Genomic DNA, 16,661 nt, shown 5'->3' on the forward strand with positions numbered 1-16,661 from the left:
CCCGCCGTCTCAGCGCGGGCGAAACGCCCATCAGCCGCCCATCAATAGACAATCTCGATCGAGCTTCCCGCAAACTCGCCGCGCAGTGCCGCGAGCAGCTCGTCGGTCGGCTTGACGCGCCACGCGTCGCCCAGACGCATTTCACCCTGCGCGTTCTGGCTGCGATAGACGACCTGAACAGCCAGCCCGTTCGGGATCTGCACCTGCTGGCGCTGGCCACCTCCACCATAGCCGCCACCGTTTCGGCCACCGCCGTTGCCACCGCCATTTCCACCACGCGGTGAAGCCGCCGGCGCCGCCGCCGGTTGCGGCTCGTCCTTGCCCGCGCTATGCGCTTCAAGCACGCGCCGCAGAGCCAGCGCGTCCGCATTGCCGTTCATCTGCACCTTCACGGCCTCCGCGTAGCGGCAGCGCGCTCGACCGAGATCCATGACCGTATCGACCGTAAAGCGGATGCCGCCCGTGAACGCGTCGTTGCGCGCCTGGCCCTGCACGACCAGCAGTTCGTCTTCCTTGAAGAGCTGCTTGTGCGCTTCAAAGGTCTCGTTGAAGACCGTCACCTCGCACTGGCCCGTGCCGTCGTCGAGCAGCGCGATCAGCATCTTGCCGCGCTGGGTCATCTGCGTGCGCAGCGACGCGATCACACCCGCGACCAGCTTGTCGCGCCCTTCCTTCAGCTCGCCGATCTTCTGGCGCACGAAGCGGCGCACTTCGTCCTTATAGGCGTCGAACAGATGGCCCGACAGGTAGAAACCGAGTGCGCCCTTTTCTTCCTGGAGCTTTTTCTTTTCCGGCCATTCCGGCTCGTCGACCAGTTCGTGGCCTTGCGACGGCGCGTCGCCCATGTCGAACAGTCCCGCCTGCAACGCGTTGGCGCTCGCCTGTTCGGCGGCTTCCATGGCGAGCGAGACGGAGGCGATCAGTTGCGCGCGATTCGCATGCAAGGTGTCGAACGCCCCGGCGCGGATCAGCGCCTCGATCGTGCGGCGGTTGACGATGCGGCGGTCGACCCGGTTGCAGAAATCGAAGATGTCGATGAACGGACCTTCCTCACGCGCACGCAGGATTTCTTCGATCGCGTTCTGGCCGCTGCCCTTGATTGCGCCCAGACCGTAGCGAATCGTTTTCGACCGTTTGCCGTCAGGCTCCGCAACCGGCTCGAAGCGGTACGCGGACAGATTCACGTCCGGCGGCAGCACGGCCATCTTGTTCGTGAGGCAGTCCTCGAACAGGATCTTGACCTTGTCCGTGTCGTCCATGGCGAGCGACATATTCGCCGCCATGAATTCAGCCGGATGATGCGCCTTCAGCCACGCGGTGTAGTACGCGAGCAGCGCATACGCGGCCGCGTGCGACTTGTTGAAGCCGTAGCCCGCGAACTTCTCCATCAAGTCGAAGATTTCGTCGGCCTTCTCGCCGGTCAGCCCGTTCTTCGCGGCGCCCTGGCGGAACAGCTCGCGATGCTGGGCCATTTCCTCGGCCTTCTTCTTACCCATCGCACGACGCAGCAAGTCGGCGCCACCCAGCGAGTAGCCGCCGATGATCTGCGCCATCTGCATCACCTGCTCCTGGTAGACCATGATGCCGTAGGTCTCTTGCAGAACAGGTTCGACACGCGGATCCGGATACTCGACCACTTCACGGCCGTGCTTACGGGCGCAGAAGCTCGGGATCAGGTCCATCGGTCCAGGACGGTACAACGCGACCAGCGCGATGATGTCCTCGAAACGGTCGGGCTGGGCGTCTTTCAGCATGCCCTGCATGCCGCGGCTTTCCAGCTGGAACACGGCGACCGTATTCGCTTTCTTCAGGATCGAGAACGACGCCGGGTCGTCGAGCGGCACCTGCGCGAGCGACCAGTCCTGCTTCGACGGATCGAGACGGCGGATATAGCGCTCGGCCCAGTCGAGAATCGTCAGCGTGGTCAGGCCCAGAAAGTCGAACTTCACGAGGCCGACGGCTTCCACGTCGTCCTTGTCGTACTGGCTCACGACTCCGCTTTCGTCGCCCTGCGTATAGAGCGGGCAGAAATCAGTCAGCTTGCCGGGCGCGATCAGCACGCCGCCCGCGTGCATGCCGACGTTACGCGTGAGGCCCTCCACCCGCTGCGCGAGTTCGAGCAGCTGGTGCACCTCGTCTTCGTTGTCGAACCGTTCCTGCAGCAGCGGTTCTTCCTTCATGGCGTCGGCAATGGTGACGTGCTTGCCCGGCTTGAACGGAATCAGCTTCGCAATGCCGTCCGTGAACATGTAGCCGAGATCGAGCACCCGGCCGATGTCGCGCACCGCCGCCTTCGCCGCCATCGTGCCGAAGGTGGCGATCTGCGACACGGCGTCCGCGCCGTATTTCTCCTTCACGTACTGGATCACGCGATCGCGGCCGTGCTGGCAGAAGTCGATGTCGAAGTCGGGCATCGACACCCGTTCCGGATTCAGGAAACGTTCGAACAGCAGGTTGTAGCGCAGCGGATCGAGATCGGTCACGCCGAGCGCGTACGCGACCAGCGAACCCGCGCCCGAACCCCGGCCAGGACCTACCGGCACGCCGTTGTTCTTCGCCCAGTTGATAAAGTCCGCAACGATCAGGAAGTAGCCCGGAAAGCCCATCTTGATGATCGTGCCGCACTCGAATTCGAGGCGCTGATAATAGGTTTCGCGCTGCGCGGCGCGCTCGGCCTCAACCGGGTACAACTGCTCGAGACGCTTTTCGAGCCCCTCTTTCGACAGATGCACGAGGTAGTCGTCGAGCGACATGCCGTCGGGCGTAGGAAAGAGCGGCAGCTTCGGCTTGCCGAGTTCGAGCGTGAGGTTGCAGCGCCTGGCGATTTCCACCGTGTTGGCGAGCGCCGCCGGAATGTCCGCGAACAGCGCGGCCATCTCTTCCTGCCCGCGGAAATACTGCTCGGACGTGAAGCGTTTCGAGCGGCGCGGATTCGCGAGGATGTCGCCTTCGGAAATACACACGCGCGCTTCGTGCGCGGTGAAGTCGTCCGGCGTCATGAACTGCATGGGGTGCGTGGCGACCACCGGCAATTTCAACGCCGCCGCGAGCGCGACCGCCTGCTGCAAGTACTGCTCGCCGCCCGGCTGACCGTAACGCTGCAGCTCGATATAGAAGCCGTTCGGGAATACCTTGGCCCAGCGCAGCGCGTTGCGTTTGGCCGCATCTTCGTTGCCCGCCGCGAGCGCGAGGCCCACGTCGCCTTGCTGCGCGCCGGACAGCGCGAGCAGCCCCTCCCCCAGCCCGGACTCGAGCCAGCCGGCCTCGACTTCCGCGCGGCCGCGGTACTGATTCGTGAGCGACGCCTTGCTGAGCAATTCGCACAGGTTCAGGTAGCCGCGCCGGTCTTTCACCAGCAGCAGCAAACGGGAAGGCTTCTCGCGGTCGTCCGGATTGGTGATCCAGACGTCGCAGCCGGCAATGGGTTTGACCCCTTTGCCACGGGCTTCCTTGTAGAAACGGACGAGGCCGAACGCGTTGCCAAGATCGGTGAGCGCAAGCGCGCCCTGACCGTCTTTGGCCGCGGCCTTGACGATGTCGTCAAGACGCACGATGCCGTCGGCAATCGAGAATTCGGAGTGAACGCGGAGATGAACGAAGCGGGGATCTGACATGGGCGACATTGTAACCCCAGGCTTCGCGAGTTTTCAGGCCAAAACCGCGCGTTAGCCGTTCGGCTTAGGACGCCGGTGCGTGAGCGCTGCGCACAGGCCCGCCTCACGCTACGGATCATTCTGGTAAGCGCGCCCAAGGGCAATTCCACGGCAAGTTTGCGCACGATTTGCGCCACCTCAAGCGGCCCGCCTTTCGGCCGAGTCCGGGAATGCGCCGGGTTGAGGGATAATAGCGGTTTCGTCCTTTTCGACGTGGCCGCGCCCCATGGCGTCCGCCCGCGGGCCGCTCAATGCGCCCCCGTTTTTTCGCGGCCCCGGTCACGCCTTACAGCTGAACACCTATGAGTATCGTCAATCTCGCCGCGTACCATTTCGCGACTATCGAAGACACCGCCGCATGGCGTCCGTTCGTCACCGAGCGCTGCAACGCGCTCGGCCTGCGCGGCACCATTCTGCTGGCGCCGGAAGGCATCAACCTGTTCGTCGCCGGTACGCGTGAAGCCGCCAGCGCGTTTATCGACTACATCCGTCACGACGCGCTGTTCGAAGGCAAGTTCACCAACCTGCAATTCAAGGAAAGCCTGTCGGAGAAGCAGCCGTTCACCCGCATGCTGGTCAAGCTCAAGCGTGAAATCATCACGATGAAAAAACCGGCCATCCGTCCGGAGCTCGGCCGCGCGCCGTTCGTCGACGCGCCCACGCTGAAGGCCTGGCTGGACCGCGGTCATGACGACGAGGGCCGGCCCGTCGTGATGCTCGACACGCGCAACGCGTTCGAAGTCGACGTCGGCACCTTCGACAACGCGCTCGACTACCGCATTACGAAATTCAGCGAATTTCCGGAGGTGATCGAGCAGAACCGCGCCGACCTCGAAGGCAAGACGGTCGTGTCGTTCTGCACGGGCGGGATTCGCTGCGAGAAGGCCGCGATCCATATGAAGGACGTCGGCATCGAGAATGTCTACCAGCTCGAAGGCGGCATCCTGAAGTATTTCGAGGAAGTGGGCGGCGCGCATTATCACGGCGACTGCTTCGTGTTCGACTACCGCACCGCGCTGAATCCGCAACTCGAGCCCACGGCCACCGTGCAATGCTTCGGCTGCCGCGCCGTGGTGCCGCCGCAAGCGCAACAATCGCCGCTGTACGTGGCGGGCAAGACGTGTCCGGAATGCCATCCGGACAGCAAGGCCGCACGCGCCGCGTGATCTACCGCGGACGCTTCGCGCCCTCGCCCACCGGGCCGCTGCATTTCGGCTCGCTGGTGAGCGCGCTCGCAAGCTGGCTGGACGCGCGCGCGCATCGAGGTGTCTGGCTCGTCCGTATCGAGGACATCGACGGTCCGCGCACGGTGCCCGGCGCCGCCGAAGATATTCTCGCCACCCTCGAAGGTTTCGGCATGCGGGCAGACGAACCGCCCGTCTGGCAAAGCAGGCGCCTTGCGCGCTACGAGCAGGCGCTGGAGCAATTAGAGTCAGCCGGCGCGATCTATCCGTGCGGCTGCACGCGCAAGGAAATTGCCGACTCGCTGCTGCATGCGCATGCCCGCAACACGACTCTCGCCTACCCCGGCACCTGCCGCGACGGCCTGCACGGCAAACCGGCGCGCGCATGGCGCCTGCGCGTGCCCGACGGCGACGCCGCCGTGATCACCTTCGAAGACCGCTGGCAAGGTACGCAAACGCAGAACCTCGCGACGGAGGTCGGCGATTTCGTGCTCGAACGGGCAGACGGCCAATGGGCCTATCAACTGGCGGTGGTGGTGGACGACGCCGACGCGGGCATCACGCACATCGTGCGCGGCGCGGACTTGATGGATTCAACGGCGCGGCAGATCTATTTGCAGCGCCGCCTTGGCGTGCCGACGCCCGAGTATCTGCATGTGCCCGTGGTGACCAACGAACAGGGCGACAAGCTCAGTAAGCAAACCGGCGCAACGGCGCTGGACACCGACCGGCCGCTTGAAGCGTTGAGCGCGGCCACCCGGCATCTCGGGCTCGATCTGCCGCCCGGCACGGCTCAGAAGACGCTAGAGGGTTTTTATGCCGCCGCCACGGCGGCATGGGCCGCCCGCATGGGTGTGAGGGTGTAAACGCGCTTCGCGTGTGAATATCTGGAGCGCCGGAACGCCCGGACGAGCGCCCAGGCCTCGACGGCAACCCGCCATCAGGAAGACATCAGGACGACGAAGGCGTCTTCCGCGGCATCCCAAACCCGCCCAGCAGCGCCGCCAACGGTTGCTTGGAAGCCGGCTTCTGCGGCGCAGCCGAAGCAGCCGCGGCCTCCTCGATCTTCCGAACCGACGAAGGCGACGGCACATAAGGCTTCAGGAAGAAGTCATCCACCGGCTGCGCGCGATGATGATGCGGACGGTCGAACGAACCCGACGGTGCCCCCGTGCGCCGGCGGCTGCCGCGCTCTTCGCGTCCGTCGACACGCTCGCGGCGCGGCGGGCGCTCTTCGTGGTGATGACGCACCGGCGCATCCACCGTGAGGTGCTGCACTTCCAGCGGACGCTTGATCAGCTTCTCGATATCGGCGAGCTGCTTGCGCTCATTCGGGCTGCACAGCGACAACGCATCGCCCGACGCACCGGCGCGGCCGGTACGGCCGATACGGTGCACGTAGTCTTCCGCGTTGAACGGCAGGTCGAAGTTGATCACGGCGGGCAATTCGGCAATATCCAGACCGCGCGCGGCGACGTCGGTCGCCACCAGTGCCTCGATCTCGCCGCGCTTGAACGCGTCGAGCGCCTGCATCCGTTCATTCTGCGTGCGGTCGCCGTGAATCGCGGTCGCGACCACGCCGTCGCGCTCGAGACTGCGCGCGAGACGGCTCGCGCCGATCTTGCTGTTGCAGAACACGATGACCTGCTTGAGGCTACGCTCGCGGATCAGTTGCACAACCGCGCCCGTCTTGTCGCCCTCGGCCACTTCGTACACGATCTGCGTGACGTTGGTTGCCGTCGAATTGCTGCGCGCGACCTCAATGGTCTGCGGGTTGCGCAGGTAGGTCGCGGCGAGCTTCTTGATTTCGCCCGAGAACGTGGCCGAAAACAGCAGCGTCTGACGTTCTTTCGGCAGCAGATTCAGAATGCGCTGCAAATCCGGCAGGAAGCCCATGTCGAGCATGCGGTCGGCTTCGTCGAGCACGAGGATCTGCACCTGCCCGAGGTTGGCGGTTTTCTGTTGCACGTGGTCGAGCAGCCGGCCCGGCGTGGCGATCAGAATTTCGACGCCGCGGCGCAATTGATCGGACTGCGGATTCATGTCCACGCCGCCGAACACCACGGCGCTGCGCAGCGCAGTGTGCTTCGCGTACGACTGCACGTTCGCGGCGACCTGATCGGCCAGTTCGCGGGTCGGCGTGAGGATCAGCGCGCGCACCGGATGGCGGGCGGGCGATGCACTCGTGCTGGCCTGCGGCAACAGGCGCTGGATGATCGGCAGCGAGAAGCTGGCGGTCTTGCCGGTGCCGGTTTGCGCGGCGCCCATCACGTCACGGCCGGCCAGCACGACGGGAATAGCCTGCGCCTGGATCGGCGTCGGCGTGGTGTAGCCCGATTCCTTGACGGCTCTCAGGATGTCGGGCGCGAGGCCGAATTGATCAAAAGTCGCAGTACTGGTCGTGACGGCTGTGTCGGACATGGTGGCTTTCGCTAAAAATGCGCTTGGCGCGTGCGCGCGGCAGCGGTCGGAACCGCGGAGGGCATCAGGATGAAGGCGGAGCCACGGCGTTCCGCACGGGACCCGACGGTAATGCGGGTAAAAATGCGGCCGGCTCCGGCCGGCGGATACACCCGCCGGAAAGGCCGGTATTGTAGCACTTCAGCAAAAACACTCATGGCGCATGCGCCGGCTTTCTGCTTACGCCGGCGAAAGGGCATAGCCGCAGCGCCTTCCGCCGGTGGGGCAAAGCGCCCGCGCGCTCCGCTGGCAGCGTAGTTCGCGCAGGCGACAGTTGCGTGACAGGCGACGTGACAGCCGGCCTCTCCCGCGCCGTGGGAAAGGCCGCCTCGCCGCACCGCCTCACCACGTTTCGCGCATCACCATCAGGCGCGGTTCGGTCATGTCTTCGATCGCGTAGCGCACGCCTTCGCGTCCGAGCCCCGAATCCTTCACGCCGCCATACGGCATGTTGTCGACCCGGAACGACGGCACGTCGTTGATCACCACGCCGCCCACGTCGAGTTCGTCCCACGCGCGATGAGCGTGCGCGAGCGAATCGGTGAACACCCCCGCTTGCAGGCCGAAGTCGCTGTCGTTGACGGCTTCGAGCGCGGCGTCGAAATCGTCGAAACGCTCCAGCATCGCCACCGGCCCAAATGCTTCCTTGCGATACAGATCCGTATCGGGCTTGACGCCCTCGAGCAGCGTGGCCTCGAACATCGCGCCCTCGACCTTGCCGCCCGCGACGATGACCGCGCCCGCCTTGACCGCGCTGTCCATCCAGCCGGCGAGACGCTTCGACTCCGATTCCGAGATCATCGGCCCGACGAAGGTCTTTTCGTCTTTCGGGTCGCCCATCACCAGCGACTTGGTCTTGGCGATCAGTTTCTCGCGCAGCGCGTCATAGAGCTTCGTATGGACCAGAATCCGCTGCACGCCGATGCAGCTCTGCCCCGACTGATAGTACGCGCCGAAGGCGAGCCGTTCGACCACGTAGTCGAGCTTGTCGCCCTGGTCGCCGTCGACGATCGCCGCCGCATTGCCGCCCAGCTCCAGAATCACCTTCTTCTTGCCGGCCTTCCTCTTCAGGTCCCAGCCCACCGCGGGCGACCCGGTAAAGGACAGCAGTTTGAAACGCTCGTCGGTGGTAAACAGGTCCGCGCCGTCGCGGTGCGCCGGCAGAATCGAGAACGCGCCCTTCGGCAAGTCGGTCTCCGCCAGCACCTCGCCCATGATGAGCGCGCCGACCGGCGTGCGGCTCGCCGGTTTCAGCACGAACGGCACGCCCGCGGCGATAGCCGGCGCCACTTTGTGCGCGGTCAGGTTGAGCGGAAAATTGAACGGCGAAATAAACGAGCACGGGCCGATCGGCACGCGCTTCACGTAGCCGTGATAGCCCCGCGCGCGCGGCGAAATCTCCAGATTGATGATCTCGCCGTCAATGCGCACCGACTCCTCCGCGGCCACCTTGAACGTGTCGATCAGGCGCGTGACCTCGCCTCTCGAGTCGTTGATCGGCTTGCCCGCCTCGATACACAACGCCAGCGCCAGTTCGTCGTAACGCTCGCGAAAGCGCTTCACGCAATGCTCGAGCACCGCCTGGCGCTTGAACGGCGGAAAGGCACGCAGGGCCGGCATGGCGTCGACGGCATGGCCGATCGCCTTGTCGATCGCGGCGGCGTCGGCCATCGCCACGCGGGTGGCCACTTCGCCGCTGAATTTATCGGTGACTTCGAGATCGGTGTTGGCGGCCACCGCCTCGTTGGCGAGGTAGTACGGGTAAGTCTTGTTCAACATCACGCGTTCTCCTTGATCCAATGCACGTGGGCAGCAACCCAGCCTGCAAGGGCCGGGCTCCGCGGCCGTTCACAATTGCGCGGACAGCCGCTTGATCTCGCGATTGAGCACGCGCTCGTTATCCGAATAGTCGATCGGCAGATCGATCACATGCACGCCGGGCGTCGCGAAGCATTCGCGCAGCAACGGCGCGAACTGGTCCGCTGTTTCGATACGGTGCCCCTTCGCGCCGTAGCTCTCGGCATAGTCGACGAAGTCCGGATTGCGCAGCGTCATGCCGTAGTCCGGGAAATTCATGTTTTCCTGCTTCCAGCGGATCATGCCGAACGCGTCGTCGCGCAAGATCAGGACCACCAGATCGAGCTTCAGACGCACCGCCGTTTCCAGTTCCTGCGAGTTCATCATGAAGCCGCCGTCGCCGCACACCGCGATCACCTTGCGCTCCGGATGCACGATCTTGCTGGCAATTGCCGACGGCAGGCCCGCTCCCATCGACGCCAGCGCATTGTCGAGCAGCAGCGAGTTCGGTTCATGCGCGCGGTAGTAGCGGGCGAACCAGATCTTGTACATGCCGTTGTCCAGACACACGATGCCGTCCACCGGCGTGGTCTCGTATACGTCGTTGACGATCCGCACCGGATACATCGGAAAACGGTCGTCGTGCTGGCCTTTGACGAGATGCGCCTCGAAGTGCGCCTTGATTTCCTTGAAGCGCGTGAAGTCCCAATGCTCCTGCCGCTCCTTGAGGCTTTCCTTGAGCTGCCACACGGCGTTGGCGATATCGCCGACCACTTCGATCTGCGGGAAGTACACCGTATCGACTTCCGCGCCGAGGAAGTTGACGTGAATCACCGTTTTCTCGTTCGCTTCGCCGGCGCGCATGAAGAACGGCGGCTTCTCGATCACGTCGTGACCGACGTTGATAATGCAGTCCGCGAGCTCGATCGCGCGGTGCACGAAGTCGCCGTCGGACAAAGTCGCATTGCCGAGCCACAGCGGGTGCGACTCGTCGATCACGCCCTTGCCCATCTGCGTCGTGAAGAACGGAATGCCGATCTGGTCGACGAACTCGCGCAGCATCTTGGTGGTGGTCTTGCGGTTGCCGCCCGCGCCGATCATCAGCAACGGATGCTTTGCCCGGGTGATCGCCTCGACCGCGCGCGCCACCGCTTTCTCCTCGGCGACGGGCCGGCGGCTGAAGCTCTTCGGAATCGGTTTGCCGTCGCCCTCTTCATGCGCGACGTCTTCGGGCAATTCGAGGTGCGTGGCGCCGGGCCGTTCTTCTTCCGCCCGGCGAAACGCCTCGCGCACGGCCGCCGGAATATTGGCGTTCGACACGATCTGCCGCGTGTACTTGGTGAGCGGCTCCATCATGCGCACCACGTCGACGATCTGGAAATGCCCTTGCTTGCTCGACTTGATCGGCTTCTGGCCGGTGACCATCAGCATCGGCATGCCGCCCAGTTGCGCGTAAGCCGCGGCGGTGACGAAATTGGTCGCGCCGGGGCCGAGCGTGGCGAGACATACGCCGGTGCGGCCGGTCAGGCGCCCGTAGGTGGCGGCCATGAACCCGGCTGCCTGTTCATGGCGCGTAAGGATCAGACGAATTTTCGAGCGGCGCAGCGATTCGAGCAGATCGAGATTTTCTTCGCCGGGAATACCGAACACGTACTCGACACCTTCGGCTTCCAGCGATTTGACGAACAGGTCTGATGCTTTCATTGAGGGTCTCGCTTGATGATACGGACGTGGGGCGTGAGTCCCACGGTTGGGGTCCGGAAACGAACCATCGAAGACGACGAGCGCCACGCAGGCGGCGCGCGGCATTGGGTGACGGCATGCGACGACTGCACGGCCAATGCCACGCCGCACAGCTTACTACTCGAATGGAAATGACGTGTGCCGGCGGACAACGCGGCGAGAAAAAGGCCGGACATGGCGAGCGGCGGCATAGGAGAGGAAGGCCGCCGCATCGCGTCTAGCGGCTGATGGTGATGCAGTCCGAGAGCATCGGCGGCGCATTTTCGCCGTCCATCGCGTCATAGAGGTCGGCGCGCGGGCCCTTGGTCCACCACGTGTAACTGCCGGCCTGGTATTTCGCGCCGGACGCCGCGATCGTATTGACGAACAGCAGGCGCTTGCCCTTCACCGGCACGAGCGCGAAGCTCTGCCCGTTTGCCGTATTCCAGTAGGTGACCTGGAGAATCTTGCCGGTCGCGCAGGTGTATTTGTTCGTCTGGCGGTTCTTGGCCTGCATCTGCGCGAACTGCAACGGTTCGGCCCACGCCGTGCCGTTGAGCGCCGCGAGACCCGCCGCCGTGGTTACCGCAACAAGCCATTTCTTCATGAGATGCCTCGATTGTTGCTGCACTTCGAATCCGGCTGGCGCGCCGCGCGTGGCGGTGACGGTGACGGTGATAGCTGCGGCTGACGGCGGATCGCTTATGGATCGATCACGTCGGCACACGCATCGGTCGGCGCGGCGGCGACGTGCCCCACCACCGGCAGGATCTTCAGACCGGCCGACGCGATCCTGCACGGTGCAGCCGCGAGGCCGCACCCGGTCAACCCGACACACAAAGCGAGCGCCACACCGAGTGCGCCGAACCTGCCGGCCCAAGCGCGCCGCGCGTTGTTGCTCAAATCCAGCGCCATAAAGACCTCGACTCCGTTACTTCGCCGACACCGGCCGCACCGCCGCCGCGGCCTGCTTCGCCCGCGAGCGCGCTTCGTCAGTATTCTCGCCGGTGGCCAGCGCCACACCCATGCGGCGCTTGACGAAACTCTCCGGCTTGCCGAACAGGCGCAGATCCGCATTGGGCACCGCCAATGCCGCTGCAACGCCTTCAAACGCGATGCCCACTTCGTCCCGGCCGCCATAAATCACCGCCGACGCCCCCGGCGCACGCAGCGACGTATCGACCGGCAAACCGAGAATCGCGCGCGCGTGCAATTCGAATTCCGAAAACCGTTGCGAGCACAGCGTGACGAGACCCGTGTCGTGCGGACGCGGACTCACTTCCGAAAACCATACGTCATCGCCGCGCACGAAAAGTTCCACGCCGAACAGGCCCCGGCCGCCGAGCGCGGCCGTCACCTTGTGCGCCACTTCGCGCGAACGTTCGAGCGCGAGCGGGCTCATGGGCTGCGGCTGCCACGATTCGACGTAGTCGCCCGCCACCTGCACGTGGCCGATCGGGTCGCAGAAATACGTGCCGACTTCGCCGTTCGCCGGGTCGATGGCGCGCACCGTCAATTGCGTGATTTCGTACTCGAAGTCGATAAAGCCTTCGACGATCACACGCCCGTGATTCACGCGGCCGCCCGCCATCGCGTACTGCCATGCGGGTTCGACGTCGGCCTCGCTCCTGAGCACCGACTGCCCCTTGCCGGACGACGACATGACCGGCTTCACCACGCACGGATAGCCGACCTGGGCGATGCCGGCGCGCAGCTCCTCGAGCGAATCGGCGAAAGCGTACGGCGAGGTCGGCAAGCCGAGTTCCTCGGCGGCGAGACGGCGGATGCCTTCGCGGTTCATGGTGAGCTGGGTGGCGCGCGCGGTCGGGATCACTTCGGCGAGACCGTCGGTTTCGATGGCCGCGAGCGCGTCGGTCGCGATCGCCTCGATCTCGGGGACGATCAGATGCGGGCGTTCCTGTTCGACCAGCGCGCGCAGCGCGGCACGGTCGGTCATGTCGATCACGTGTGCGCGGTGCGCGACCTGGTGGCCCGGCGCATTCGGGTAACGGTCGACGGCGATCACTTCGACGCCCAGCCGTTGCAGCGCGATGATCACTTCCTTGCCGAGCTCGCCGGCGCCGAGCAGCATGACGCGCGTGGCGGACTCAGAAAGGGGCGTGCCGATCCGTTGGCCGATCTGCATGAGGTCTCCAGATAAAAGTCGGATGAGGGTGGGATTGGGGAGACCACGATGTTAACATGCCACCCCTGATGCCAACCCTGATACCAACCCCGATGCGCACCCCGGCCTCATAGCCCGGCCACGCAGCCCGGATGCGCCACCTGCTTTGCACTCCATCTCGCACGCGAACGCTCTCGCGTGCGGCGAGCTTAGTGCGTTACCCTTACGCCTTTGCCAGTTTTAAGAGGAACGACGCCATGCTCCAAAGCTCCTCCGCGTGCGGTTTCGCGCGCTTTGCTCCGTATGCCCGCCAGACCATCGCCGCGTTGAGCGTCGCCGCGCTGCTGAGCGCCTGCGCAATCCCGAAACATCCGGACGCGGAAGCCGCCGCGCCCGATCCGTTCAATCCGGCGGCCGCGCAACTGCTCGACGACACCAGCTGGGTGCTGAGCGCCTGGAAGCAGGCCGACGGCACGGCGCGCGCGATCCCAACCGCCGATCAGGGCGCGCCGATCACGCTCACACTCTCCACCGCAGCCGGCCAGCGCCACGCCAGCGGGTTTTCCGGCTGCAACCGCTATATGGGCTCGTATGCGCTGAAAGACGGCAAGCTGAACTTCGGCACATTGGGCGGCACGCGCATGGCGTGCGCGACGCCGGGCGGACAGATTGAAGGCGCCTATCTCAACGCACTGACGCACATCGACCGTACCGGTGTACAGATGCGCGCGCCGCAGCAGATGCAGCTCGTGCTCGATAACGGCGACACGCTGACTTTCGACCGCAGCACAAAATGAGCGGCACGCGCAGCGCCCGGCGGACCACGCGGTGTGCCGGGGGGCGCAGCGGTCAGCGCGGCGTGGAGTGCCATGTGAAGCGCGACGTGAAGCGCGCGCCGCGGCGGTCGGGATGCACTGAATTACACACTGAATTGCAATTGGACGCAGGCATACTTGTGTCCGCCGTCGAAGCATCGGGCTTCGCCGGTTTAAACTCGACGGGTTGCGTTTCCGCGCGTCCGTCATTCGTTGATGTCTAGTATGCACACGGTAGTTTTCGGCTGGTTCGGCGGGTCAGCCGTCTGGTTTATTCCTCTTTTGTGGCGTCTCGTGAAAGCGGCGCTGCCGGGCGGCGCGGGTCTGCGCGGCCCCGGCACGATCCGGCTTTGGCTCGGCTTCGTCTGTGCGCTGGTGGCCAGCTGCACGCTCGAGGCGTCGCTGATCGGCGCGGCCGGGGTGAATGGTTTCGGCCATGCACTTGCCGCGGGCTTCGGCCATCTGCTCGGGCCTATCGGCACGCCGCTCGTGGCGCTCGCCCTGCTGCTTGTCAGCCTGCCCTGGCTGATCGACTTCCGCTGGCGCGACTTCGCCGCCTGGGCCGACGCGGCATTCGGCCTCGGCCTGTCACGCGGCCTCGCCAAACGCGACGAGCAGGCACGCCGTCATCGCAGCGCCGACGACAGCGCGCCGTCGCACGTTTCGCCGGCTACCAACACGATGGCGCCTAAAACCAACGGACGCAACGGACGTTATGCGCGGCCGACGGTGTGGCGGCCGCCGGCAAGCGGGCGTGGCGCGAGTGCGGCCGGCGCGGCGGCCGCTGCGGTCGGCAAGGACGCTGCGGCGCGTGGCACCGGAGCGAACTGGCGCGCCGGCGCGGCAACACCGCGCAGCGCGGCGGCGCAGGCCGAGCCGGTGCTGCGCACGGGCGCGGCGAGCACGCCGCCACGGCACGTATCGATGCAGACGTCGCCGCTCGACGCGGAGAAGGCTGGATGGATGCAGGTCGAGCCGGTTGCGCCGGCCGGTTGGCTGGGCGAGAGCGCGCCCCGCGCGGCCGCATCTGCGGCGGCGGTGCGGCCGGGGGTTGCGGGGACGGCGGCGCGTGGTGGCGCGTCGCAGATTGGTCGTCGCTCGGCTGGAGAACAGCGGCCTGTGGGATCCACTGGCGTCGGCGGTGGTTTGGCGGCAGCCATGGGTGCTGCCGCTGTTCCGGCTGGCGCGGCGGCGGCTTCAGTGACTTCAGGCGCTTTGGCAGCGAAGGCAGCCCATACCATGGCGGGATCGCGTGATGTGTCGGGCGCGGCCGCTAACGCAACGGGTTCGATGGCGGCCGGCGCGAGCCGTCCGTCGACGACGGTCCGCGGCTCAGCGGGCTCAGTGGGCTCAGCGGGCTCAGCGGGCTCAGCGGGCTCAGCGGGCTCAGCGGGCTCAGCGGGCTCAGCGGGCTCAGCGGCTAGCCTCAACCGCTCGTCGGCACCTCGTCAACCGTTCTCGCCTGCCCCACGAGCGAACGATGCCACGCCGGCGCCGGCAGCGCGTCGGCCCGCGCCCAGCTATACGAGGCCGATGCCGACGGCGCAAACAGTTACGCCGCCCCCCAGCGTCCAGGAGACGCTTCGCAGCATCGCGGAAAATACCGCGCGCTGGACCGACATGGCCGGGGTCAGCCTCGCGCGCAGCAGCAGCCCGGACGGCGTGAAGGTCACCGCTGCGCCGCACGCGGCACCCGCGTTCGCGGCTGAGCAACCGACTGCGGACGTGCCGCGCGCGGATGCAGCCGAACCGGTTCCGGCACTGCACGCGCATGTGCTCGAACCAGTGGTTGCTGAAGCGGCACCGATTGATCACGCGATGCAAGCCGAGGCCGAGGCCGACGCAGCTCGCATGGAAGCGGCGTTCGCGGCGTCGTCGGAGGTTGGCCACCAGCCCGTTGTGCAATGGCCGATCGAACCGCCAGTCACTCAGACGACGCCGACGGCAATGCAGGCGTTTGCGCCTGCACCAGCAGCCGCAGCAACACTTGCGCCTGTAGCCGCGCTCGAACCGGCGGCTGTGCCTCCATCGGCATTTGCGCCTGCGCCTGATCCCGAACCGGAGTTTGCGCCTCCATCAGCGCCGGCCGCTGCGCCTTCTTCTGCGCCTGCATCTACACCTGCGTCGGCGCTCGAACCGGCCTTTGTGCCTCCGCCATCGCCGGTCACCGCACCTGCACGTGCACCGGAGTTTGTGCATCCGCCGGTACCGGTCGCCGCACCTGCGCCCGCCACATCACAACACCTGGCGCCGGCCGCAACGCCTACGCCGTTCCAGATCTTCGCGGCCCAGTTGCAAGCGAGCGAGACAACACCGGATGAGCCGCCGTTCGAAGACGACTCAGCGTTGTTGACTACTCACGCCGACACCCACACGGGCCCGAGTACCGAAGTCGAGCATGCCGTCAGTCAGCTTGCGGAACATGCGGGAATTGCCGAGCCTGCTATCGCTGTACCCGCCACCATTGCAATCGCCGAACAGGTCGGCGAAGCCGCACCGCACGTTGAACCGCATGCTGCGGCACCGGTCGCCGAAGTCGTCATCGATCAAGCGCTCGTGCCGTGGGAAACTGAAATCGTCGCTGGCGCGACGCGCCACGCTGCATCGTCACCGGACGTAGTGCCCGTCGAGCACGCAGCGAATCGCGCCGCCTCCGTGCCACCGCAGGATGCCATTGCGCAGGCATCGAACGTGGTTCGCTTCCCGGGTTTCGCGGTTCAGGCCGTCTCCGATAGCCCCGAAGCCATCGCCGGCGAATCCGTGACCGGAAACCCTGTCGGCATCCCCGCTACGGCACACGCAACGCCTGTCACCGCCACGCCCCCGAGCGCCGCGCCTACCGATGCTCTGGCCGCTCCAGCCATCCTGGCCGCCGAACCCGTCACGTCAGTCGCCCTATCCGCCC

General features: G+C 65.7%; 10 protein-coding genes and 1 pseudogene. 4 read left to right on the forward strand and 7 right to left on the reverse strand.

Annotated elements, in window-relative coordinates; genetic code table 11:
• Nucleotides 1–41: 41 nt before the first annotated feature.
• The gene (gene dnaE, locus A6V37_RS19190) at nucleotides 42–3,623 is read right to left on the reverse strand and encodes a DNA polymerase III subunit alpha (RefSeq protein ID WP_064286219.1); all 3,582 of its coding nucleotides are present in this window, start codon (nucleotides 3,621–3,623) and stop codon (nucleotides 42–44) included.
• A gap of 332 nt (nucleotides 3,624–3,955) precedes the next feature.
• Between dnaE and A6V37_RS19195 the strand changes: the two genes are divergently transcribed.
• Both A6V37_RS19195 and gluQRS read left to right on the forward strand, forming a co-directional pair.
• Nucleotides 3,956–4,819, forward strand: a complete 864-nt coding sequence (locus A6V37_RS19195; protein ID WP_064272192.1) for a sulfurtransferase — start codon at nucleotides 3,956–3,958, stop codon at nucleotides 4,817–4,819.
• Nucleotides 4,816–5,703 (forward strand): tRNA glutamyl-Q(34) synthetase GluQRS, encoded by an 888-nt coding sequence (gene gluQRS, locus A6V37_RS19200; RefSeq protein WP_064272358.1) that lies wholly within the window; start codon nucleotides 4,816–4,818, stop codon nucleotides 5,701–5,703. Before A6V37_RS19195 ends, gluQRS begins: the two co-directional genes overlap by 4 nt.
• Before the next feature lie 85 nt (nucleotides 5,704–5,788).
• Here the strand turns inward: gluQRS and A6V37_RS19205 are convergent, their stop codons facing one another.
• The 6 genes from A6V37_RS19205 to purT all read right to left on the reverse strand — a co-directional run bounded on the left by A6V37_RS19205 (nucleotide 5,789) and on the right by purT (nucleotide 12,962).
• Nucleotides 5,789–7,258, reverse strand: coding sequence for a DEAD/DEAH box helicase (locus tag A6V37_RS19205; protein WP_064272194.1), 1,470 nt, complete (start codon nucleotides 7,256–7,258; stop codon nucleotides 5,789–5,791).
• Between the two features lie 381 nt (nucleotides 7,259–7,639).
• The gene (locus A6V37_RS19210; RefSeq protein WP_064272196.1) at nucleotides 7,640–9,076 is read right to left on the reverse strand and encodes an aldehyde dehydrogenase family protein; all 1,437 of its coding nucleotides are present in this window, start codon (nucleotides 9,074–9,076) and stop codon (nucleotides 7,640–7,642) included.
• A 69-nt stretch (nucleotides 9,077–9,145) separates the two neighbouring features.
• On the reverse strand, nucleotides 9,146–10,798 hold the full coding sequence (locus A6V37_RS19215) for an acetolactate synthase large subunit (RefSeq protein WP_064272198.1): 1,653 nt from the start codon (nucleotides 10,796–10,798) through the stop codon (nucleotides 9,146–9,148).
• Between the two features lie 256 nt (nucleotides 10,799–11,054).
• A complete protein-coding gene (locus A6V37_RS19220; RefSeq protein WP_064272200.1) occupies nucleotides 11,055–11,423 on the reverse strand; it encodes an MliC family protein in 369 nt (122 codons plus the stop codon).
• A 95-nt stretch (nucleotides 11,424–11,518) separates the two neighbouring features.
• A complete protein-coding gene (locus A6V37_RS19225; RefSeq protein ID WP_064272202.1) occupies nucleotides 11,519–11,731 on the reverse strand; it encodes a DUF6726 family protein in 213 nt (70 codons plus the stop codon).
• Nucleotides 11,732–11,747: 16 nt separating this feature from the next.
• Complete coding sequence (gene purT / locus A6V37_RS19230; RefSeq protein WP_064286220.1) at nucleotides 11,748–12,962, reverse strand: formate-dependent phosphoribosylglycinamide formyltransferase; 1,215 nt, start codon at nucleotides 12,960–12,962, stop codon at nucleotides 11,748–11,750.
• A gap of 236 nt (nucleotides 12,963–13,198) precedes the next feature.
• Between purT and A6V37_RS19235 the strand changes: the two genes are divergently transcribed.
• Both A6V37_RS19235 and A6V37_RS19240 read left to right on the forward strand, forming a co-directional pair.
• Nucleotides 13,199–13,738 (forward strand): META domain-containing protein, encoded by a 540-nt coding sequence (locus A6V37_RS19235; protein ID WP_064272206.1) that lies wholly within the window; start codon nucleotides 13,199–13,201, stop codon nucleotides 13,736–13,738.
• 243 nt (nucleotides 13,739–13,981) lie between these two features.
• Nucleotides 13,982–16,661 (forward strand): annotated as a pseudogene (locus A6V37_RS19240) (cell division protein FtsK); the annotation flags it as partial.

This window comes from Paraburkholderia ginsengiterrae, assembly GCF_001645125.1.
Classification (GTDB): domain Bacteria; phylum Pseudomonadota; class Gammaproteobacteria; order Burkholderiales; family Burkholderiaceae; genus Paraburkholderia; species Paraburkholderia ginsengiterrae.

Excerpts from the sequence above, each read along its gene's own strand:
- A6V37_RS19235 (WP_064272206.1), top strand. The coding sequence starts at position 13,199 with ATGCTCCAAAGCTCCTCCGCGTGCGGTTTCGCGCGCTTTGCTCCGTAT.
- A6V37_RS19220 (WP_064272200.1), bottom strand. The coding sequence starts at position 11,423 with ATGAAGAAATGGCTTGTTGCGGTAACCACGGCGGCGGGTCTCGCGGCG.
- A6V37_RS19195 (WP_064272192.1), top strand. The coding sequence starts at position 3,956 with ATGAGTATCGTCAATCTCGCCGCGTACCATTTCGCGACTATCGAAGAC.
- A6V37_RS19205 (WP_064272194.1), bottom strand. The coding sequence starts at position 7,258 with ATGTCCGACACAGCCGTCACGACCAGTACTGCGACTTTTGATCAATTC.
- A6V37_RS19215 (WP_064272198.1), bottom strand. The coding sequence starts at position 10,798 with ATGAAAGCATCAGACCTGTTCGTCAAATCGCTGGAAGCCGAAGGTGTC.
- A6V37_RS19210 (WP_064272196.1), bottom strand. The coding sequence starts at position 9,076 with ATGTTGAACAAGACTTACCCGTACTACCTCGCCAACGAGGCGGTGGCC.
- purT (WP_064286220.1), bottom strand. The coding sequence starts at position 12,962 with ATGCAGATCGGCCAACGGATCGGCACGCCCCTTTCTGAGTCCGCCACG.
- A6V37_RS19225 (WP_064272202.1), bottom strand. The coding sequence starts at position 11,731 with ATGGCGCTGGATTTGAGCAACAACGCGCGGCGCGCTTGGGCCGGCAGG.
- dnaE (WP_064286219.1), bottom strand. The coding sequence starts at position 3,623 with ATGTCGCCCATGTCAGATCCCCGCTTCGTTCATCTCCGCGTTCACTCC.